We start from the raw sequence: 20613 nt of genomic DNA on the forward strand, positions 1-20613 counted from the left end.
TCGGTCGGTCGGATCGTGGCTGTTCGTCAGCTGTAGACGAACGGCATGACCAGACCGATCAGGGCGAGCGCCTCACAGAACGCGAAGCCCAGGATCTGGTTGGCGCGGATCAGGCCGGCCGCTTCGGGCTGACGGGCGAGAGCCTGCGTACCGTTACCGAAGATGATGCCGACGCCGACGCCGGGGCCGATCGCGGCGAGGCCGTAACCGATGGAGCTGAGCGAGCCGGTGACGCCATCGGAGGCAGCGAGGATCTGGGACATGCCAGTTCTTCCTTCTCTTTCACGGACCGGTGGGGGTTGGCCACCGGACGACTTGGGGTATGGAGGGGGCGGACGGTCAGTGGTGCTCGGCGGCAGCGCCCTGCAGGTAGCTGCAGGCCAGGAGCACGAACACGTATGCCTGAACGGCCTGGATGAAGAGCTCGAAGGCGGTCATCACGACGACCATCACGAACGAGACGCCGGCGTAAGCGATGCCGATGCCGTTGAGCATGTACCAGCTGGCGATCGTGAACAGCAGCAGCAGGGTGTGACCGGCGAACATGTTCGCAAACAGTCGCACCGCGTGCGTGAAGGGGCGGACCAGCACGTTCGAGAAGAACTCGATGACCATGACGAGCGGCAGGACGCCGCCGAGCGACTTGTCATAGCCGGTGAGGTTCTTGAAGCCGCCGACGAATCCGTGCCGCTTGAACGTGACGCTCATCCAGCAGATGTAGACGATCGCGGCGAGCACGGCCGGGTACGCGATGATCGACGTCACCGGGAACTGGGCGAGCGGGATGATCGACCAGAGGTTCATCATCCAGACGAAGAAGAACAGCGAGACCATGAGGGGGACCCACTTCTCGCCCTCCTTCTTGCCCATCGTCTCGTAGACGATGCCGCGGCGCACGAAGTCGTAGCCGGCCTCGCCGATCATCTGGAGCTTGCTGGGGGACTTCACAGCGGGCTTGCGGAAGGCGGCCCAGAAGAAGCCGACGATGACGAGCGAGCCCAGCAGGGCCAGCAGCATCGGCTTGTTGAAGTACACCCCGTCGGTGTCGCCCCAGAGCGGCTCGAAGAGGAACGAGTGCAGGCCGGGACCCTCGAAGCCACAGCCGTTCGACTGGAAGATGTGGCAGCTCGGATCGAAGGCGAGCACCTGCGTCGGGTCAGCACTCACCGCGGGCTCCTTCAGCGTGGCGCATAGGTACGGCAACCTCGTTGTGTCGGCGCGGCGCGCAGCCGCGGTTCGGCACTGGACTGGTGTTTCGGATGATGGGGCGGCGGTCGGGCATCAAGCCTCGCGAATGAGCAGGCGTCAGCTCAGATGCCCGCGCCCGCAGTGCCGCAGTTGGCACCGGACGATAGCAGGGTCCTGAACTCGCATTTATTCCGGCCCTACCGTTCACGCCGACGGCCCCGTCTTTTCGGGCTTGGAGCCCTCGGTGGTATCCGGCTCGACGTAAAGGATCTTCGCCTTCATGTGTGCACGCGCCTGCGCGCCGATCCAGACGAGGGTCAGCGCGACGAGGGTTGCGGCAAAGCATTTGGGGTTGAACAGCGTCGTGTGCTTGAAGACCGCGACAAAGATGAAGAGCACGAGCAACTGCGCGGTGTACAGCATCAGTCCCATGGCCTGGAAGAGATGCGGAAGCGATTTGGCAGTGCGCTCCAGGACGACGAGGCCCACGCCCATGAAGAGGATCACGACCAGCGTCGCGACGATGGCACCCACCGCCCCCTTGCCGCCCACGACCACACCGCTCACGAGGGTCGCAACAGCGCCCGCGGCAGCGGTGGGTAGGGCGGTCGGGAGAAGAGTGCGTGCGTCGTTGGACGGCATGGCGGCAGCTCCGCTTGCTGGTGGGGGCAAAGTGGTGTCGTCATGGACGAGCGTAAGCCCGCGCCGAGTTGGTAACTCGGGCCAACGGACCGTCGCACTACGGTCCTTCGGCTCTGGCGCCGGGTCTCGTGAACCGTATCACAAACTATTTGATGAGGTCTTTACCATGGAAGTGTGATGGGCAGCACACTTGAGAGTGATGCTGCGCGTTTGTGCGCAACGAGCGGCGAGATGTCTGGTATTGGGCGTCGACGCGGCAAATCGTCAGCGCGATGCCCCGGTCTTCCGTCGGTCGGGGAAACGCGAACGGGGGCCGATCGCCGTCGCTCCGTTGACGCCGGACACTCCGGCCGCCACCGCGGGGCGCTCGCCGCGCACCTCGTCCTGTTCGTCCGTCGCCGAGGAGTGCTCCGCCTCCGGCTCCTGCTGGGTGCGCCGGTAGCGCGGCGGCACGAACCGCTCGGCCCACCGCGGGGTGCGCGGCGCGAACCGCGGCAACAGCAGCAGGACGAGCCCGACCGCGCTGAGCGCGACGATCACGAGCACGATCCACATCGACGCCGAGTGCACCGAGTAGGCCACCGCGCCGAAGGCGATGAGCGCCGACCAGAAGTACATGATCAGCACCGCCCGGCTGTGCGAATGCCCGATCTCCAGGAGCCGGTGGTGCAGGTGTCCGCGGTCCGCGGCGAACGGCGACTGGCCGTTCCAGGTCCTGCGCACGATCGCCAGCACCAGGTCGGCCATCGGGATCGCGATGATCGTCAACGGCATGAGCAGCGGGATGAAGACCGGGAGCATCGCGTGCGTGGCATCGCGGGTGCCGCCGAAGTTGAGCTTCATCGCGTCCGGGTCGACCTGGCCCGTGATGGAGATGGCGCCCGCCGCGAGGACGAGCCCGATCAGCATCGAGCCCGAGTCGCCCATGAAGATCCTCGCCGGGTGCATGTTGTGCGGCAGGAAGCCCACGCACATGCCCATCAGGATGGCGGCGAAGAGGGTGGCGGGGGCCGCCGCCTCGATCCCGTACCCGTACCAGAGCCGGTAGGCGTACATGAAGAACGCCGCCGACGCGATGCACACCATGCCGGCGGCGAGGCCGTCGAGACCGTCCACGAAGTTCACCGCGTTGATGGTGATCACGACGAGCGCGACCGTCAGCAGCGTGCCCTGCCACGACGTCAGCGAGACCGAGCCGATGCCGGGGATGGGCAGCCACAGGATCGTCAGACCCTGCATGACCATGACGCCGGCGGCGATCATCTGTCCGCCGAGCTTGATCAGGGCGTCGATCTCGAACTTGTCGTCGAGGACGCCGATCAGCCAGATCAGGGCGGCGCCGGAGAGCAGCGCCCGTGGTTCGTTCGACTGGCTGAAGACGGCGTTGAGCCCGTCGAGGTGGTCGGCGACGAGCAGGCCCGCGCACAGGCCGCCGAACATGGCGATGCCGCCGAGTCTCGGTGTCGGCTCCCGGTGCACGTCGCGCGCACGGATCGCCGGCATCGCGCCCACGGCGATGGCGAACTTCCGCACCGGCCCGGTGAGCAGATAGGTCACCGCGGCCGTGACGCAGAGCGTCAGCAGGTATTCACGCACGGGCTGCCCCAGAGGTATCGCTGGCCATCTCAGCCCCACACCCTAGCTTCGCGCGCATGTGGTTGAGGACATCCGTATCCGGCAGATGGTTGCAGGTACCCCCTGGAAGCGGCGATAAGCCTGCATTTTTCCCGTATGAGCACCCTGTGAGTACGGGGCGGCCCGTGAATTGTGGCCTTCTTCCGCCCCTCTTAAGGAGGAGGGAACCTCTCCGCCAGCTCCCGCACTTCTGCCCGCGCCCCCGGATCCTCCCGCATCGCCATCGCGAACAGCACCGCGATTCTCGCCATCTCCGTCTCCCCCATGCCCTGGGTGGTGACGGCCGCGGTGCCCAGGCGGATGCCGCGGGCGTCCGCGCCCGGCAGGGCGCAGCTGTCCAGGACGAGCCCCGCACCCGCGAGGCGGCCGCGCGCGGTGCGGCCGTCGACGCCGAACGGCGCCGGGTCGGCGAGCACGAGGTGGGTGTCGGTGCCGCCGGTGGCCACCCCGAATCCCTCGGCGAGCAGTCCCTCGGCGAGGATGCGCGCATTGGCGACCACCTGGTGCGCGTACGCCGTGAACGCGGGGGTGGACGCCTCGCCGAACGCGATGGCCTTGGCGGCGATCGTGTGCATCTGGGCGCCGCCCTGCGTGAAGGGGAAGACCGCGCGGTCGATGCGCGCGGCGAGGTCGGCGCCGCACAGGATCAGGCCGCCGCGCGGTCCGCGCAGCACCTTGTGGGTGGTGGCGCACACGACGTCGGCGTACGGGACCGGGCTCGGCGCCGCTCCCCCGGCGACCAGACCCATGGGGTGCGCGGCGTCGGCGATGAGGTAGGCGCCCACGTCGTCCGCGATCTCCCGGAACGCGCGGTAGTCCGGGTGGCGGGGGTATGCGATGGAACCGCACACGATCGCCCTCGGCCGGTGCTCGACCGCCAGGTCCCACACATCGCCGTAGTCGATGAGCCCGGTGTCCGGCTCGACGCCGTACCCGACGAAGTCGAACCAGCGCCCCGAGAAGTTGGCGGGCGAGCCGTGCGTGAGGTGTCCGCCGTGCGGAAGGCCCATCGCCAGGACGGTGTCCCCGGGCCTCAGGAGCGCCGCGTAGGCCGCGAGCATCGCCGAAGTACCCGAATGCGACTGCACGTTGGCGTGATCCGCCCCGAACAGGGCTTTGGCGCGTTCGACGGCGATGCGCTCGGCGACGTCCACGACCTCGCAGCCGCCGTGGTGGCGGGCACCGGGGTAGCCCTCGGCGTACTTGTTGCCCAGCTGCGAGCCGAGGGCGGCGCGCACGGCCGGCGAGGTGAAGTTCTCGGCGGCGATCAGCTGGAGCGAGGTGGCCTGGCGCTCGGCCTCGCCGAGCAGCACGTCGGCCATGTCGGGGTCCTGCCGCCTTACGGCGTCGAGCCCCGCGAGTTCGGTGCCAACTGCGGAGGTGACGGACATGCACCCAGCGTAGGTCTCGGCGGCCCCGCGCGCCCGGTGTGATGGCGCGTCTCAGTGGTGGGTGGGCACGCCCGTCAGCGCGGTGACGACCGGGTCGAGGGCCTGGTTGATCTCGTCGCCGATGGAACGGAAGAAGGTGATGGGGGCGCCGTAGGGATCGTTGACCTCGTCGGCCTCGGCGCTGGGCGCGAGGAGCCAGCCGCGCAGCGCGGCCGCGGCCCGCACCAGGGCCCTCGCCCGCTCGACCATGCCCTCCTGGAGGGGGTCGGGCAGGGTGGCCGGGTCTATGGCCCGTACGAGACGGGTGAACTCCTTCAGGGTGAAGGTGCGCAGGCCCGCCGAGTGGCCCATCGAGATGACCTGCGCGCGGTGGTCCCGGGTCGCGGTGAGGACCAGGTCGGCGGTGATGACGTGCTCGTCGAGGAGCTCGCGCCCGGTGAAGCCGGTGGCGTCCGCCCCGAAGTCGGCGAGGACGGCGGCGGCGTTGGCCTCCATCGGGGCGCCCTCGTGTCCCCAGGTCCCGGCGCTCTCCACGACGAGGCCGCCCGTGAACGGATCGCCGAGGCGGTCGCTCAGGGCATGGCGCGTCAGCCGCTCGGTGATCGGCGAGCGGCAGACGTTGCCGGTGCTGACGTGGAGGATGCGGAACGAGTTCCCCGCAGGGCGAACCGTGCCTATGCCACGCCCCTCAGGGGCGGTCAATTGGCCACCTCAAGATCGGGTACCACCTTGCGCAGCTCGTCCGCGTCGAGCGCGCCCGCACGCAGCAGCACCGGGACCTTGCCGGTCACGTCGACGATGGAGGAGGGGACGATGCCCGGGGTCGGGCCGCCGTCCAGGTACACCGAGACGGAGTCGCCGAGCATGCCCTGGGCGGCGTCGCAGTCCTCCGGCGAGGGGTGGCCGGTGAGGTTGGCGGAGGACACGGCCATGGGGCCGACCTCGGTGAGCAGCTCGATGGCGACCGGGTGCAGCGGCATCCGGATGGCGACGGTGCCCCGGGTGTCGCCGAGGTCCCACTGCAGGGACGGCTGGTGGCGCGTGACCAGTGTCAGGGCGCCGGGCCAGAACGCGTCGACGAGCTCCCACGCCTGCTCGGTGAAGTCGGTGACCAGGCCGTGCAGGGTGTTCGGCGAGCCGATGAGGACGGGGGTGGGCATGTTGCGACCCCGGCCCTTGGCGTCGAGCAGGTCCGAGCAGGCCTGCGCGCTGAACGCGTCGGCGCCGATCCCGTACACGGTGTCCGTCGGCAGCACCACGAGCTCGCCGCGTCGGACGGCGGACGCGGCTTCGCGCAGACCGGTCGCGCGGTCGGTCGCGTCGTTGCAGTCGTATCGCCGAGCCATTAGCGGGCCTCCTCGTACACGTACACGGTCTGGGGGTTGGAGCGGATCACGGGGTGGCCTTGCGGGCCGTGGCGAAGCGCGGGCGGTTGTTCAGGTCGGGGTGGTCGGCCGCGTCCGCCCAGCCGGCCTCCTCGTTGAAGATCCACGGCACTTGGCCGCCCTGGGTGTCGGCGTGCTCGATGACGACGAGCCCGCCGGGCCGCAGGAGGCGGTGCGCGGTGCGTTCGATGCCCCGGATGGTGTCGAGGCCGTCCTCACCGGAGAACAGCGCGAGCTCGGGGTCGTGGTCGCGCGCCTCGGGGGCGACGTACTCCCACTCGGTGAGCGGGATGTACGGCGGGTTCGAGATGACCAGGTCGACCTGGCCGTCGAGCTCGGGCAGCGCGGTGAGCGCGTCGCCCTGGTGGAGAACGACGCGGGACCCCTCGACGTTCTTCCGCGTCCATGCCAGGGCGTCCTCGGACAGCTCCACGGCGTGCACGCGGGAGCGCGGGACCTCCTGCGCCATGGCGAGCGCGATGGCGCCCGAGCCGGTGCACAGGTCGACGATGAGCGGCTCCACGACGTCCATCGCGCGGACGGCGTCTATGGCCCAGCCGACCACGGACTCCGTCTCGGGGCGGGGCACGAACACCCCTGGTCCGACGTGGAGTTCGAGGTAGCGGAAGAAGGCGCGGCCGGTGATGTGCTGGAGCGGCTCACGCGCCTCGCGGCGGGCGATCGCCTCCCAGTAGCGGGCGTCGAAATCGACGTCCTTGACGTTGTGCAGCTCTCCCCGCTTCACCCCGTGGATGTGCGCGGCGAGCTCCTCCGCGTCGAAGCGCGGCGAGGGTACACCGGCGTCGGCCAGCCGCTGGGTGGCCTGGGCCACCTCGGCAAGCAGCACGCTTCGGGGGCCTGGGGGTCGCCCCCCAGAGTTTTGCTGCACGCTGGTCCTCCGGCAGTCGTACGGGGCTGATTACTGGGCGGCCGCGAGCTTGGCGGCGGAGTCCGCGTCGACGCAGGCCTGGATCATCGCGTCCAGGTCGCCGTCGAGGACCTGGTCCAAGTTGTACGCCTTGAAGCCGACGCGGTGGTCCGAGATGCGGTTTTCCGGGAAGTTGTACGTCCGGATCTTCTCGGAGCGGTCGACGGTGCGCACCTGGCTGCGGCGGGCGTCCGCGGCCTCCTGCTCGGCGGCCTCCTGGGCGGCGGCGAGCAGCCGGGAGCGCAGGATGCGCATGGCCTGCTCCTTGTTCTGGAGCTGGCTCTTCTCGTTCTGGCAGGAGGCGACGACGCCGGTGGGGACGTGCGTGATGCGCACCGCGGAGTCGGTCGTGTTGACGGACTGGCCGCCGGGGCCCGAGGAGCGGTACACGTCGATGCGGAGGTCGTTCATGTTGATCTCGACGTCGACCTCCTCGGCCTCGGGCGTGACGAGCACGCCGGCGGCGGAGGTGTGGATGCGGCCGGCCGACTCGGTGGCCGGCACGCGCTGCACGCGGTGCACGCCGCCCTCGTACTTCATCCGTGCCCACACGCCCTGGCCGGGCTCGGTCGCGCCGTTGCCGCCCTTGGTCTTCACGGCGACCTGGACGTCCTTGTAGCCGCCCTGGTCGGACTCGGTGGAGTCGATGATCTCGGTCTTCCAGCCGACGCGCTCGGCGTAGCGCAGGTACATGCGCAGGAGGTCACCGGCGAACAGGGCCGACTCGTCGCCGCCCGCACCCGCCTTGATCTCCAGGAGCACGTCCTTGTCGTCGCTCGGGTCGCGCGGGACGAGGAGCAGGCGGAGCTTCTCGGTGAGCCGCTCGCGCTGCGCGGTCAGGTCCTTGACCTCGGCGACGAAGTCCGGGTCGTCGGCCGCGAACTCGCGGGCCGTCTCGATGTCCTCGCCGGTCTGCTTCCAGGCGCGGTAGGTCCCGACGATCGGCGTGAGCTCGGCGTAGCGCTTGTTCAGCTTGCGCGCGTTGGCCTGATCGGCGTGGACCGAAGGGTCGGCGAGCTTCGTCTCGAGATCGGCGTGCTCGCCGATCAGGTCCTCGACCGCTTCGAACATCGGTGGCTCCTGGGATTCAAACGGGCACGTAGGGCTGGACGGCAAAGCGCCGGTCGCGGCGCCTCCGGGAAGGAGGCGCCACGGACCGGCGCAGGTGGCTCGCTACTTCTGGGCGGAGCCGGCAGCGGCCTTGCCGAAGCGGGCCTCGAAGCGGGCCACGCGGCCACCGGTGTCCATGATCTTCTGCTTGCCCGTGTAGAACGGGTGGCACTCGGAGCAGATTTCGGCGCGGATGGAGCCGCCGTCGATCGTGCTACGGGTGGTGAAAGCCGCGCCACAGGTGCAGCTGACCTGGGTCTCGACGTACTCGGGGTGGATGTCGCGCTTCAAGGTGTCTCCTAGGTTCGGGAGGGCGCCGGGTCGTAGACGCGGATTGCGCATACGTGAACCGGGGCCGACGTACCAGTCTGCCAGGACTGGGCGCATCTCCCAAAACCGGGGTGGAGGCGGAACTATTCCCGCGGCCGTTCCCGGGAGGCTACTGGCCGGCCACGTAGCCGCCCGCGGTGCCCTTGTCGCCCGCCGAGTCGGCGGTCGCGGACGCCGGGATCGGCTGATCCTTGGAGAGGGCGTCCCAGACCTGCCGGGACTGCTCTTCGAGGGGGCTGACGCGGTTGGGGTCGAGCTTGTCGTACTGCACCGGCAGCGTGATCATCTTGACGTTGGAGGCGTCCAGGCCCTTGAGGCCGCTCGCGAAGCCGATCAGTGAGTTGACCGAGCTGAGCTCCGAGTCGGTGGTGATCGCCTTGGTGGCCGCGTCGGCGAGGCCGTACAGCTTGGCCGGGTTGCTGAACACGCCCACGCTCTTGACCTGCCCGATCAGCGCCTTGATGAAGGCCTGCTGGAGCTGGATGCGGCCGAGGTCGCTGCCGTCGCCGACCACGCCGTGGCGGGTCCGGACGAGCCCGAGCGACTGCTCGCCGTTGAGGGTGTGCTTGCCGGCCGGCAGGTCGAGGTGGCTCTTGTCGTCCTTGATCGGCTTGTTCGTGGTGACGGGCACCCCGCCGAGCTGGTCGATCAGCTTCTTGAAGCCGGTGAAGTCGACCTCGATGTAGTGGTCCATGCGGATGCCGGACATCTGCTCGACGGTCTTGACCGCACAGGCCGGGCCCCCGACCTCGTACGCCGTGTTGAACATCTGGCGCTTGGCGCCGGGGTCGCTCTTGCCGTTCTCCGTGGTGCAGGAGGGGCGGGTGATCAGGGCGTCACGCGGGATCGAGACCACGCTCGCGCTCTTGTGGCCCTGGTAGACGTGGATGATCATCGCGGTGTCGGACCGGGCGCCGCCCTCGTCCGCGCCGTACTCCTTGTTGGCTCCGGCCCGCGAGTCGGAGCCGAGGACCAGGATGTCCTCCGAGCCGTTGTCGACGTTCTGCGGGCGCTCGGTGCCGAGCTGGGCGTTGATGTCGACGCCCTTGAGGTTGCCGTTGAGCTTGAAGTACACGTAGCCGAGTCCGCCCCCGCCGACGAGCACCACGCCGGCCGCACTCCACGCGGCTATCCGCAGGGCGCGACGGCGCCCGCTGAGCTGCTTGCGGCGCTTGCCGGCCCCGCGTATTCGGCTGGTGCGTGTGCCCTGCTCGGTCATGGTCTCCTCAGTTCTCGGTGCTCCTCCGATTACCCCCTGCCCCGGGTTTCAGGCACGGATTGTCGACACTTGTCAGACGTCGAAGCACCAAGAAGGGTTGCACAGGGTTCTAAGAGCCCCCTAAGAACGCGGCGGCGGGCCATTCGCGCGGCCCGGCACGATTCCCACGGCTCTCACCTGCGCGTTCGCGGAGGCCGTCGACGGCGTCGCCGGGCGCGGCGACTGCACGGCGTGTGGCGAACGCCTCAGCGGGCGCGATCGCCCACGCGAGAGCGCCCCCGGCACCGAAGTGCCGGGGGCGCTCTCAAGTGGCCCTGCGGGGCCGGGAGTTGCTAGTCGTTGCCGTTACCGGGACCCGGAGTCGTCTTCTGGATCTGGAGCAGGAACTCGGCGTTCGACTTCGTCTGCTTCATCTTGTCGAGGAGCAGCTCGATGGCCTGCTGCTGGTCGAGGGCGTGCAGCACCCGGCGCAGCTTCCAGACGACCGCGAGCTCGTCGCTGCCGAGAAGGATCTCTTCCTTACGGGTGCCGGACGCGTCCACGTCCACCGCCGGGAAGATGCGCTTGTCGGCGAGCTTGCGGTCGAGCTTGAGCTCCATGTTGCCGGTGCCCTTGAACTCCTCGAAGATCACCTCGTCCATGCGCGAGCCGGTCTCCACGAGCGCGGTGGCGAGGATGGTCAGCGAGCCGCCGTCCTCGATGTTGCGCGCGGCGCCGAAGAAGCGCTTCGGCGGGTAGAGCGCGGTCGAGTCGACACCACCGGACAGGATGCGGCCGGAGGCCGGGGCCGCCAGGTTGTACGCACGGCCCAGACGAGTGATCGAGTCGAGCAGCACGACCACGTCGTGCCCGAGCTCCACGAGACGCTTGGCGCGCTCGATGGCCAGCTCGGCGACGGTGGTGTGGTCCTCGGCGGGACGGTCGAAGGTCGAGGAGATGACCTCGCCCTTCACCGACCGCTGCATGTCGGTGACCTCTTCCGGACGCTCGTCGACCAGGACGACCATCAGGTGGCACTCGGGGTTGTTGTGGGTGATCGCGTTGGCGACCGCCTGCATGATCATGGTCTTGCCGGTCTTCGGCGGGGCCACGATCAGGCCTCGCTGGCCCTTGCCGATCGGCGACACGAGGTCGATGATCCGCGTGGTCAGGACGCCCGGGTCGGTCTCCAGACGGAGCCGGTCCTGGGGGTACAGCGGGGTCAGCTTGTTGAACTCGGGGCGACCGCGGCCCGAGTCGGCGGCCATGCCGTTGGAGGAGTCCAGACGCACCAGGGCGTTGAACTTCTCGCGGCGCTCGCCGTCCTTGGGCTGGCGCACGGCACCGGTGACGTGGTCACCCTTGCGCAGGCCGTTCTTGCGGACCTGGGCGAGCGAGACGTACACGTCGTTCGGGCCCGGCAGGTAGCCGGAGGTCCGGATGAACGCGTAGTTGTCGAGGATGTCGAGGATGCCCGCGACGGGGATCAGGACGTCGTCGTCGGCGACCTGCGGCTCCGCGCCGAACTCGTCGCGGCCACCGCGGCGGCCACGGCGGTCGCGGTAGCGTCCGCGACGGCCACGACGGCTGCCGTCGTCGTCGAAGTCGTCCTGCGGGCCGTTGTTGTTGTTCTGCTGCTGACCCTGCTGCTGGCCGCCCTGGCGCTGCTGGCGCTGGCCGCCCTGCTGGTCGTCGGCCTTGCCGCGGTCGCCGCGCTGGCGGTCACCGCGGTCGCCACGCTCGCCGCGGTCGCCGCCGCGCTCACCGCGCTGCTGACGGTCCCGGCGCTCGCCACGGTCGCCGCGCTCACCGCGGTCGCGGCGCTCCCGGCGGCCCTCGGCGCTGTCGACGGCCTCGGCGGCCTTGCCCTCGGTCTCCTTGGGCTCGGTCCTGACGTCGGCCTTGGCCTCCGTCTTGGTGACGGTCTCGACCGCCGCCGAGGCGGACTCGGGGCTGCCGGACGGCGCGGTGGCACGACGGCGGCGGCGCTCGCCCGCGGGCTGCTCGTCGCCGGCGCTCTGGTCGGAGGCCTTGGCGGAGGGCTGGCCCGGAATGTCGATCTGCTGCTGCGCGGCCTGCTTCTCGGCGGCGGGAGCGGCGGCCTCGTCGCCCGTACGGGCCTTGGAGGTGGCGCGGCGCTTCGGCTTGGTCTCGGCGGCGGCGGACGACGCGGAGGCCTTGGCCGGAGCCGCGGAACCTCCCCCAGAGCCCGAAAGGGCCTGGGAGGCGCCCCCACCGGCCTGCGCCTCCTTGATGACCTCGATCAGCTGGCTCTTGCGCATGCGCGCGGTGCCCCTGATGCCGAGGCCGGACGCGACCTGCTGCAGCTCGGCCAGGACCATGCCGTCGAGGCCGGTGCCGGAGCGGCGGCGCCGTGCGGTGGTGCCAGAGGCAGCACCTGCGGCGGGCGCGGCATTGTCGACAGAGTTGTCGGCAGTCACGCCCATCAGATCGGTGGTGTCGCTCACGAAGGGTCCTTCCCTGGAGCGGACGTCGGCCTGTCTGGCTCGGCGACCGGTTGTGCTGTCCGGCTGCGGCCCGTGATCTGGTCGATCACTGATCGTGCCGGGGCGGTGGTCCGCCGCGGAACGGCGGAGAGACAAAGTGCGTGGGTTCCGGCCCGAGATCCCCCTGCTCGGCCCCTGCCGGGAATGAGCGTGGGGTGTCGTGCCGGTTCCGGAGCGTGCTCGCAACTGCTCAGGCAGGCTGCGCAGGCAGTTGGGGAGGCTCTCGGAAGAAAGGCGGTCCCTGAAGGGGACACGAAGCACCGCGCCACGAAGACGACCGATGCAGACTTGAGGTTAACACTACCGGATCCAACAAACATTCCCCCTCTCGTTCACCGGCAAGCCGTGCTCCCTGACGCCCCGGACCCTAGGACCCGAGCGGCAGGACGCTCGCACCCGCGGCGTCGAGACTGAGCCGATTGGCGGCCCACCCCTCCCCCGCAAGGCGTGCGACCTTGTCGGCCGCACCGTCCTCGACCAGCGCGAGCACCGTGGGCCCCGCGCCGGAGATGACCGCGGGGACACCGTCCGCGCGCAGCCGGTTGACCAGTGCCACGCTCTCCGGCATCGCCGGTGCGCGGTACTCCTGGTGGAGCCGGTCCTCGGTGGCCGCGAGCAGCAGCTCGGGACGCCTGGTCAGGGCCTCCACGAGCAGGGCCGCGCGACCGGCGTTGGCCGCGGCGTCGACGTGCGGCACGGTGCGCGGGAGCAGCCCGCGGGCCGTCTCCGTCAGGACCGCCTTTCCCGGTACGAAGACCACCGGAACCACGGACCGCGCCGGGTCCATCCGGATCGCGCGGGCGGCTCCCCCGTCCATCCAGGACAGCGTGAATCCGCCGAGCAGACAGGCGGCCACGTTGTCGGGGTGGCCCTCGATCTCGGTCGCGAGCTCCAGCAGGGCCGCGTCGTCGAGCCGGGCGTCGCCGCCTATCGTCACGGCGCGCGCGGCGACGATGCCGGCGCAGATGGCGGCGGAGGACGAGCCGAGGCCGCGGCCGTGCGGGATCCGGTTGGCGCAGACGACCTCGAGGCCGCGCGGCTGCCCGCCGAGCAGGTCGAACGCGGTGCGCAGGGACCGTACGAGCAGGTGGCTCTCGTCGCGGGGCAGCGTCTGGGCGCCCTCGCCCGCGATGTCGACGTGCAGGCCGGAGTCGGCGACGCGGACGACCACGTCGTCGTAGAGCCCCAGTGACAGGCCGAGGGAGTCGAAACCCGGGCCGAGGTTGGCACTGGTGGCGGGGACGCGCACCCGTACGGCGGCGGCGCGGAATGCGGGACCGGCCATCGCTCTGATGACTCCTTGTGAGGCTGCTGCTGGGGGTTTGCTGCGAGGTGGTGCGAAGACGTGCGGAACACCCGAGGGCCACGTGGGCAACTGCACCACGGCATATGCGGCGGGGCGGGTTGGGTACAGCCTATCGAAGGAAGGTTCCGTGGCGACATAGGGCGCACAGGAGGCGCACGATGCGTGTCGCGAGCCCCCTGTGCCTCTACGTGCGGGCTTGTCCGGTTTTACGTGCGCGTCCCTGCGGTACGGGACGCGCACGCAACCGTGGCGGCCAGGTGTCAGGCGAGGCCGAGGCGCTCGGCGGCGGCGGCCGCGTCGACCGGGACGGTGACGGGCTGCGGGGCTCCGGCGACGGCCCAGTCGGGGTCCTTGAGGCCGTTTCCGGTCACCGTGCACACGATCTTCTGGCCCGGGTCGACGAGACCGCGCTCGGCGGCCTTGAGCAGACCGGCGACCGAAGCCGCCGACGCGGGCTCCACGAAGACGCCCTCCTGCGAGGCCAGCAGCCGGTAGGCGCGCAGGATCTCACGGTCCGTCACTTCGTCGATGAACCCGCCGGATTCGTCCCGCGCGGCGAGCGCGAACTGCCACGAGGCGGGGTTGCCGATGCGGATGGCGGTGGCGATCGTCGAGGGGTCCTTGACGACCTCGCCGCGCACGATCGGCGCCGAGCCCGACGCCTGGAAGCCCCACATACGCGGGGTGTGCGTCGAGATGCTGTCGGCGGCGTACTCCTTGTAGCCCTTCCAGTACGCCGTGATGTTGCCGGCGTTCCCCACGGGCAGTACGTGGATGTCGGGGGCGTCGCCGAGGGCGTCCACGATCTCGAACGCGGCGGTCTTCTGGCCCTCGATGCGTACCGGGTTGACCGAATTGACCAGCGCCACCGGGTAGTTGTCGGAGAGCGAGCGGGCCAGCGTGAGGCAGTCGTCGAAGTTGCCGTCGACCTGGAGGATCTTGGCGCCGTGGATGAGGGCCTGGCCCATCTTGCCGAGCGCGATCTTGCCCTGCGGCACGAGGACCGCGCACACCATGCCGGCCCGCACCGCGTAGGCGGCGGCCGAGGCGGAGGTGTTGCCGGTGGAGGCGCAGATGACCGCCTTGGCGCCCTCCTCCTTCGCGCGGGTGATCGCCATGGTCATGCCGCGGTCCTTGAAGGACCCGGTCGGGTTGGCGCCCTCGACCTTGAGGTGGACCTCGCAGCCCGTGCGCTCGGAGAGCACCTGCGCGGGCACGAGCGGCGTACCGCCCTCGCGGAGGCTGACGACCGGCGTCGTAGCGGAGACGGGGAGCCGGTCCCGGTACTCCTCGATGATTCCGCGCCACTGGTGGGTCATTGCTGGTTACTCCCCTTCAACACGCATGATGCTGGCGACACCACGCACGGTGTCGAGCTTGCGCAGGGCGTCCACGGTCCCGGTGAGGGCCGCGTCGGCCGCGCGGTGGGTGACGACGACGAGGGAGGCCTCGCCGTCCTTGCCGGACTGCCGCACGGTGTCGATGGACACCCCGTGCTCGGCGAAGACCGTCGCCACCTGGGCGAGGACGCCCGGCTTGTCGGCCACGTCGAGGCTGATGTGGTACCGGGTCACGACGTCGCCCATGGGGCTCACGGGCAGCCGCGTGTACGCCGACTCCCCCGGCCCGGTGGACCCGGCGAGCTTGTTCCGGCAGACCGCGACGAGGTCGCCGAGCACGGCGGACGCGGTCGGGGCGCCGCCCGCGCCGGGCCCGTAGAACATCAGCTGGCCGGCGGCCTCGGCCTCGACGAACACCGCGTTGTAGGCGCCCCGCACGGAGGCCAGCGGGTGGTCGAGCGGGATCATCGCCGGGTGGACCCGGGCCGTCACGGAGCCGCCGTCGGCGGCCCGCTCGCAGATCGCGAGCAGCTTGATGGTGCAGCCCATCTGGCGCGCCGACGCGAAGTCGGCGGAGGTCACCTCGGTCATGCCCTCGCGGTACACGTCGTCGAGGCGGACCCGGGTGTGGAAGGCGATGCCGGCCAGGATGGCGGCCTTGGCGGCGGCGTCGAAGCCCTCGACGTCGGCGGTCGGGTCGGCCTCGGCGTAGCCGAGCGCGGTGGCCTCGTCGAGGGCCTCCTGGTAGCCGGCGCCCGTCGAGTCCATCTTGTCGAGGATGAAGTTGGTCGTGCCGTTGACGATGCCGAGGACCCGGTTGACCTTGTCGCCGGCGAGGGACTCGCGCAGCGGGCGGATCAGCGGGATCGCGCCGGCGACGGCGGCCTCGTAGTACAGGTCGCGGCCGTGCTCGACGGCGGCCGCATGCAGTGCGGCCCCGTCCTGGGCGAGCAGCGCCTTGTTCGCGGAGACGACGGAGGCGCCGTGCTCGAACGCGGTGGTGATGAGGGCGCGGGCGGGCTCGATCCCGCCGATGACCTCGACGACGACGTCGATGTCGCCGCGTTTGACGAGGGCGGTGGCGTCGGTGGTGACCAGGGCGGGGTCGATACCCTCCCGCACCTTGGAGGGCCGGCGGACGGCGACCCCGGCGAGCTCCACGGGGGCGCCGATGCGCGCCGTGAGGTCGTCGGCGTGCGTCGTCATGATGCGCGCCACCTCTGAGCCGACCACTCCACAGCCCAGCAGCGCCACCTTCAGCGGACGCGTACGCATCATCCGACCTCGTTTCCTCTTCAAACCTGGAATACGAACCAGTCTCACTCACCGGACGGGGGTTTCTGCCCCTCGTCCGGATCCTGAGACAACTATTTCATTTATCCGACATCGAGACGCAGGAGATCTTCCTCCGTCTCGCGCCGGACGATCACGCGCGCCGATCCTTCGTTGACCGCGACGACCGGCGGGCGGAGCGCGTGGTTGTAGTTGCTGGCCATGGAGCGGCAGTACGCGCCGGTGGCCGGTACGGCAATCAGATCACCCGGCGCGAGGTCGGCGGGCAGGAACGCGTCACGCACCACGATGTCACCGCTCTCGCAGTGCTTGCCGACCACCCTGACCAGCATCGGCTCGGCGTCCGAAGCGCGCGAGACGAGCGCGACCGAGTACTCGGCGTCGTACAGCGCGGTACGGATGTTGTCGGACATGCCGCCGTCCACGCTCACATACGTCCGCAGGCCTTCGAGCGGCTTGATGGTGCCGACCTCGTACAGCGTGAACGCGGTCGGGCCGACGATGGCGCGGCCCGGCTCGACGGAGATGCGGGGCGCTCGAAGGCCTGCGGCGTCGCACTCGCGGCTGACGATCTCGCTCAGCGCCTTGGCGATCTGGTGCGGCTCGCTCGGGTCGTCCTCGGAGGTGTACGCGATGCCGAGCCCGCCGCCGAGGTCGATCTCGGGCAGCTCGACGCCGTGCTCGTCGCGCACCTCGGCGAGCAGCTGCACGACGCGCCGCGCGGACACCTCGAAGCCGGCCATGTCGAAGATCTGCGACCCGATGTGCGAGTGGATGCCGACCAGTTCGAGCCCGTCGAGCTTGAGTGCGCGGCGCACGGCCTCGGCGGCCTGGCCGTCGGCGAGGCCGATGCCGAACTTCTGGTCCTCGTGGGCGGTGGCGATGAACTCGTGGGTGTGAGCCTCGACGCCGACGGTCACACGGATGAAGGCCTTCTGCACCGTGCCGAGCTCCTGGGCGATGTGCGCGACGCGCACGATCTCCTGGAAGGAGTCGAGCACGATGCGCCCGACCCCGGCCTCGACGGCGCGGCGGATCTCGGCCTCGCTCTTGTTGTTGCCGTGGAAGGCGATGCGCTCGGCGGGCATGCCGGCGTCGAGCGCGGTGGCGAGTTCGGTGCCGGAGCACACGTCGAGGTTGAGCCCCTCCTCGTGCAGCCAGCGCACGACGGCCCGTGAGAGGAAGGCCTTGCCGGCGTAGAACACGTCGGCGTCGCGGCCGAAGGCGTCGGCCCAGGCCCGGCACCGGGCACGGAAGTCGGCCTCGTCGAGGAAGTAGGCGGGGGTCCCGAACTCCTCGGCCAGGCGCCGCACTTGGAGCCCGCCGACGGTGACCTCGCCGTCCGCGTCGCGCGTGACGGTGCGCGACCAGACCTTCGGGTCCAGGGCGTTGAGATCGGCGGGGGGCGCGGAGTAGTGCCCTTCGGTCAGCACGTCGGCGTGGCGGGGGCCGGCGGGGTGCGCGGATCGGCTCATGTTCTTGCGTCTCTTCTCGTCTTACACATCTGCGGTCATGACGGCGGCCGACGGTGCTGTCCGTCTGCGCATGTCACAGAAGTTCGGGGGCATCGATGCCGAGCAGGGACAGGCCGCCGGCCAGCACCGTCCCGGCGGCCTCGGCGAGGGCGAGCCGTGAGCGGTGGGCGGCCGAGGGTTTCTCGTCGCCGAGCGGCAGCACCTGGTGCTGGAAGTGGAGCAGGTCGTCGGCCACGGCTTCGAGGTGCCGGGCGAGCCGGTCGGGCGCGTGGTGCCGGGCGGCGCCTTCGAGCACGGCGGGGTGATCACCGAGGAGGACGAGCAGCGCCTCCCCCTCGGGCACGGGCCCGGCCTCGGACGCGAACCCGAGCTCGGCCGCGTTGCGCGTGAGGGCACGGCTGCGGGAGTACGCGTACCGCACCCGGAAAAGGGAGTTGCTCTCCCGCTGCGCGAGGAGTTCCTCGACGTCGGTACGCGGCCGGTCGTGCCGGGCGGCGCGGAGCATGGCCCAGCGCGCGGCGTCGGCGCCGACGAGGCCGGCGAGGCCCGGCACGGGACACCCCGCGACGGGGAGGTCGGCCCCGCCCTGCTCGACGACGCGGGCGTGGGCACCCTGGGCGACGAGCAGCCGCGCGACCACCTCGACGACGATCCGCGCCCGTTCCTCGGCCCGCGCGGCGAACACGAAGCCCTCTCCCCGGAACGCGTCCCCGTACCCGTACCGGAGCCCCGCCTCGCGCACCTGTCGTACGACGTCGTTGTGGGCGGCCCGGTCGAGGGTGATGTTGAGGAACCCGGGACCGCTGATCTCGACGAGCGCGATGCCGGGCTGCCCGGCGATGCGCTCCCGCAGCACTTCCGCGACCCGTCGGGGCGGCAGCCCGGCCGCGGCGGCGAGCTTCAGCGCGATCCCGCTGGCGTAGTCCCCCCGCCCCCCGGGCCGGGGCCGCTCTACCTTGACCGCGAGATCCGCGACGGGAGCGGGCCCCAGGGCACCCTCGTGAACCGCGCTGCGCACGACGCGCACGACGGTACGGGAGAGCTCGGAGGGGGTCACGGGACAAGCGTAGGGGAGAAGGGGGGTCCCTCCGCGAACCGGTTTCGCGATGTGGGCGGGGCGGGGGTCGCGGCGGGGTGTTCCGCGGCGGGACGGGACGCGGGGCGCGGCGTACGCGGGCGGCGCGGGAGTGGGGCACGGAGTGCAGACGCGGGGTACGGAGTTCAGCACGAGGTACGGAGTTCAGAGCAAGGTACGGAGTTCAGCTTCGGGTGCTGCCGGCTCGGCCGGGCTCCCTGCTGCCGTCGGCGGACGGCGGAGCCTCCCGGTGCAGCAGCTGCCGTACGAGCCGGACCAGGTCCGAGGGCTCGAACGGTTTCGCGAGGAAGGCGTCGACCCCGGCCGCGAGCCCGGTCTCCACCTCGTACTGGTTGCAGGCACTGATGATGGCCACGGGCAGCCGGCTGGTCCGCGGGTCGGAGCGCAGTCGCGCGGCCGTCCGCAGTCCGTCGAGGCGGGGCATCATCACGTCCAGGGTGATCACGTCGGGGCTGACCTGGTGCACGACTTCCAGGCACTCGGCACCATCGGCCGCGGTCACGACCTCGAAGCCCTCCAGCTCGAGGTTGACCCTGATCAGCTGCCGGATGACCTTGTTGTCGTCCACAACAAGAACCCGGCCGGACACGCCTGACACACCTTGAGGTTAGGTCCGAGGAGGGCACCGCGTCCGGGTTTTCCCCACTTCCACCCCGCCCGGGGGACGCGGCCAGGGGAACAGCCGGAAATACCTGTTCACGGCCACCCCGGGAGAGCTGGTAGGGTTCAACCCGTCGCCGCCGAACGCGGCGGACGCCCCCGTAGCTCAGGGGATAGAGCAACGGCCTCCGGAGCCGTGTGCGCAGGTTCGAATCCTGCCGGGGGCACTTCGCAGGAAGTGCCCAAAGACCCCGCCATCAGCGGAAACGCTGACGACGGGGTCTTCGCGTATGTCAGCCGTCGACCGGCCATGTCTCGCGGCACGGAGGGGAGTTCACCTCGTCCCCTTCCGCCTGCCGCGCGCGGAACCGGCCACGTGGGCGCCTCGGGTTCCCCGGCCGCACGAAGCACCGGAGCCCCACGGCCTCACGGGTGACGGGTCACCACGCCACCTCCCCGGCGTCGTCGAAGAAGCGGCCCGTCGGGCCGTCGTCGGGCAGGGTGGCGAGCCGGAGGGCGATCGCGGCGCCCTGCTCGGGGGTGCGCACTCCGCGGAAGCCGTTGAGGTCGGTCGCGCAGTAGCCGGGGCAGCCGGCGTTGATCAGGATGTCGGTGTCGCGGAGTTCCCTGGCGTACTGGACGGTGACGGCGTTCAGGAACGTCTTCGAGGGCGAGTACGCGGCGGAGATTGGGCCGACTTCGGCGCCGGGCGCGCTCTGCAGGGTGAGCGAACCGACGCTGCTGGACATGTTCACGATCCGGGGCGACGCCGAGCGGCGCAGCAACGGCAGCATCGCGTTGGTGACGCGGATGACGCCGATCACGTTGGTCTCCACCGCCGCGCGCACCGTGCTCACGTCGACCGTCGTCGGCATCTGCGGCGCGTTCCCGGTCGTCCCCGCGTTGTTGACGAGCACGTCGAGCCGCCCGCCGTGCTCCTCGACCAGGCGGGCGGCCCCGGCCACGCTCGCGTCGTCGGTGACGTCCAGCGGTACGCCGAACGCGTCGATGCCGGCCGCCCGCAGCTTCGCCACCGCGTTCTCGCGCCGTTCCTGGTCCCGGGCGCCGACCCCGACCGTCCAGCCGAGGGCGCCGAGACCTGCCGCGATCTCATACCCGATGCCCTTGTTCGCGCCGGTCACCAGCGCGATTGTCTGTTCACTCATGCCGTCGATCCTGGCCGACCGGG

Annotated in this window: 19 protein-coding genes and 1 tRNA gene; 1 reads left to right on the forward strand and 19 read right to left on the reverse strand. The window is 70.5% G+C overall.

The window, feature by feature from the left end; all coding sequences use genetic code 11:
* Positions 1 to 26: 26 nt before the first annotated feature.
* The 18 genes from OG432_RS09165 to OG432_RS09250 form a co-directional block, all read right to left on the reverse strand.
* Positions 27 to 263: a F0F1 ATP synthase subunit C gene (locus OG432_RS09165; RefSeq protein WP_328309584.1), complete on the reverse strand. Its 237-nt coding sequence runs from the start codon at positions 261 to 263 to the stop codon at positions 27 to 29.
* A gap of 76 nt (positions 264 to 339) precedes the next feature.
* The gene (atpB, locus tag OG432_RS09170; protein ID WP_328309586.1) at positions 340 to 1167 is read right to left on the reverse strand and encodes a F0F1 ATP synthase subunit A; all 828 of its coding nucleotides are present in this window, start codon (positions 1165 to 1167) and stop codon (positions 340 to 342) included.
* Positions 1168 to 1392: 225 nt separating this feature from the next.
* Positions 1393 to 1830, reverse strand: coding sequence for a hypothetical protein (locus OG432_RS09175; RefSeq protein ID WP_328309588.1), 438 nt, complete (start codon positions 1828 to 1830; stop codon positions 1393 to 1395).
* A 264-nt stretch (positions 1831 to 2094) separates the two neighbouring features.
* Entirely contained in the window at positions 2095 to 3438 is a 1344-nt protein-coding gene (locus tag OG432_RS09180; protein WP_328315048.1) for an MraY family glycosyltransferase, read from the reverse strand.
* Positions 3439 to 3617: 179 nt separating this feature from the next.
* Positions 3618 to 4856, reverse strand: a complete 1239-nt coding sequence (gene glyA, locus OG432_RS09185) for a serine hydroxymethyltransferase (protein ID WP_328309590.1) — start codon at positions 4854 to 4856, stop codon at positions 3618 to 3620.
* 51 nt (positions 4857 to 4907) lie between these two features.
* Complete coding sequence (locus OG432_RS09190) at positions 4908 to 5558, reverse strand: arsenate reductase/protein-tyrosine-phosphatase family protein (RefSeq protein WP_328309592.1); 651 nt, start codon at positions 5556 to 5558, stop codon at positions 4908 to 4910.
* Positions 5555 to 6202 (reverse strand): L-threonylcarbamoyladenylate synthase, encoded by a 648-nt coding sequence (locus OG432_RS09195; RefSeq protein ID WP_328309594.1) that lies wholly within the window; start codon positions 6200 to 6202, stop codon positions 5555 to 5557. Before OG432_RS09195 ends, OG432_RS09190 begins: the two co-directional genes overlap by 4 nt.
* A gap of 46 nt (positions 6203 to 6248) precedes the next feature.
* The gene (gene prmC, locus OG432_RS09200; RefSeq protein ID WP_328309596.1) at positions 6249 to 7130 is read right to left on the reverse strand and encodes a peptide chain release factor N(5)-glutamine methyltransferase; all 882 of its coding nucleotides are present in this window, start codon (positions 7128 to 7130) and stop codon (positions 6249 to 6251) included.
* Positions 7131 to 7160: 30 nt separating this feature from the next.
* Entirely contained in the window at positions 7161 to 8240 is a 1080-nt protein-coding gene (prfA, locus tag OG432_RS09205) for a peptide chain release factor 1 (protein WP_328309598.1), read from the reverse strand.
* 102 nt (positions 8241 to 8342) lie between these two features.
* Complete coding sequence (rpmE, locus tag OG432_RS09210; protein WP_328309600.1) at positions 8343 to 8570, reverse strand: 50S ribosomal protein L31; 228 nt, start codon at positions 8568 to 8570, stop codon at positions 8343 to 8345.
* Positions 8571 to 8718: 148 nt separating this feature from the next.
* Positions 8719 to 9828: an LCP family protein gene (locus OG432_RS09215; RefSeq protein WP_328309602.1), complete on the reverse strand. Its 1110-nt coding sequence runs from the start codon at positions 9826 to 9828 to the stop codon at positions 8719 to 8721.
* A gap of 332 nt (positions 9829 to 10160) precedes the next feature.
* Complete coding sequence (gene rho / locus OG432_RS09220) at positions 10161 to 12275, reverse strand: transcription termination factor Rho (protein WP_328309604.1); 2115 nt, start codon at positions 12273 to 12275, stop codon at positions 10161 to 10163.
* Positions 12276 to 12681: 406 nt separating this feature from the next.
* Positions 12682 to 13599 (reverse strand): homoserine kinase, encoded by a 918-nt coding sequence (thrB, locus tag OG432_RS09225; RefSeq protein WP_328309606.1) that lies wholly within the window; start codon positions 13597 to 13599, stop codon positions 12682 to 12684.
* Between the two features lie 281 nt (positions 13600 to 13880).
* Entirely contained in the window at positions 13881 to 14939 is a 1059-nt protein-coding gene (gene thrC, locus OG432_RS09230) for a threonine synthase (RefSeq protein WP_328309608.1), read from the reverse strand.
* Between the two features lie 6 nt (positions 14940 to 14945).
* Positions 14946 to 16238, reverse strand: coding sequence for a homoserine dehydrogenase (locus tag OG432_RS09235; RefSeq protein ID WP_328309610.1), 1293 nt, complete (start codon positions 16236 to 16238; stop codon positions 14946 to 14948).
* Between the two features lie 98 nt (positions 16239 to 16336).
* Positions 16337 to 17728 (reverse strand): diaminopimelate decarboxylase, encoded by a 1392-nt coding sequence (gene lysA, locus OG432_RS09240; RefSeq protein ID WP_328309612.1) that lies wholly within the window; start codon positions 17726 to 17728, stop codon positions 16337 to 16339.
* A gap of 73 nt (positions 17729 to 17801) precedes the next feature.
* Positions 17802 to 18785 (reverse strand): ArgS-related anticodon-binding protein NrtL, encoded by a 984-nt coding sequence (gene nrtL / locus OG432_RS09245; RefSeq protein WP_328309614.1) that lies wholly within the window; start codon positions 18783 to 18785, stop codon positions 17802 to 17804.
* A gap of 202 nt (positions 18786 to 18987) precedes the next feature.
* Complete coding sequence (locus tag OG432_RS09250) at positions 18988 to 19422, reverse strand: response regulator (protein ID WP_328309616.1); 435 nt, start codon at positions 19420 to 19422, stop codon at positions 18988 to 18990.
* Between the two features lie 157 nt (positions 19423 to 19579).
* On the opposite strand from OG432_RS09250, the gene OG432_RS09255 reads away from it, so the two are divergent.
* Positions 19580 to 19651, forward strand: a tRNA-Arg gene (locus tag OG432_RS09255).
* A 213-nt stretch (positions 19652 to 19864) separates the two neighbouring features.
* On the opposite strand, the gene OG432_RS09260 is transcribed toward OG432_RS09255, so the two are convergent.
* Positions 19865 to 20590 carry an SDR family oxidoreductase gene (locus OG432_RS09260; protein WP_328309618.1) on the reverse strand — a complete coding sequence of 242 codons (726 nt, stop codon included), beginning with the start codon at positions 20588 to 20590 and terminating at the stop codon, positions 19865 to 19867.
* Positions 20591 to 20613: the final 23 nt, after the last annotated feature.

Source organism: Streptomyces sp. NBC_00442 (genome assembly GCF_036014195.1).
Lineage (GTDB): Bacteria > Actinomycetota > Actinomycetes > Streptomycetales > Streptomycetaceae > Streptomyces.

Coding starts and splice junctions, on each gene's coding strand:
- OG432_RS09165 (WP_328309584.1), bottom strand. CDS start 263: ATGTCCCAGATCCTCGCTGCCTCCGATGGCGTCACCGGCTCGCTCAGC.
- OG432_RS09175 (WP_328309588.1), bottom strand. CDS start 1,830: ATGCCGTCCAACGACGCACGCACTCTTCTCCCGACCGCCCTACCCACC.
- glyA (WP_328309590.1), bottom strand. CDS start 4,856: ATGTCCGTCACCTCCGCAGTTGGCACCGAACTCGCGGGGCTCGACGCC.
- OG432_RS09195 (WP_328309594.1), bottom strand. CDS start 6,202: ATGGCTCGGCGATACGACTGCAACGACGCGACCGACCGCGCGACCGGT.
- prfA (WP_328309598.1), bottom strand. CDS start 8,240: ATGTTCGAAGCGGTCGAGGACCTGATCGGCGAGCACGCCGATCTCGAG.
- OG432_RS09215 (WP_328309602.1), bottom strand. CDS start 9,828: ATGACCGAGCAGGGCACACGCACCAGCCGAATACGCGGGGCCGGCAAG.
- thrB (WP_328309606.1), bottom strand. CDS start 13,599: ATGGCCGGTCCCGCATTCCGCGCCGCCGCCGTACGGGTGCGCGTCCCC.
- thrC (WP_328309608.1), bottom strand. CDS start 14,939: ATGACCCACCAGTGGCGCGGAATCATCGAGGAGTACCGGGACCGGCTC.
- OG432_RS09235 (WP_328309610.1), bottom strand. CDS start 16,238: ATGATGCGTACGCGTCCGCTGAAGGTGGCGCTGCTGGGCTGTGGAGTG.
- lysA (WP_328309612.1), bottom strand. CDS start 17,728: ATGAGCCGATCCGCGCACCCCGCCGGCCCCCGCCACGCCGACGTGCTG.
- OG432_RS09260 (WP_328309618.1), bottom strand. CDS start 20,590: ATGAGTGAACAGACAATCGCGCTGGTGACCGGCGCGAACAAGGGCATC.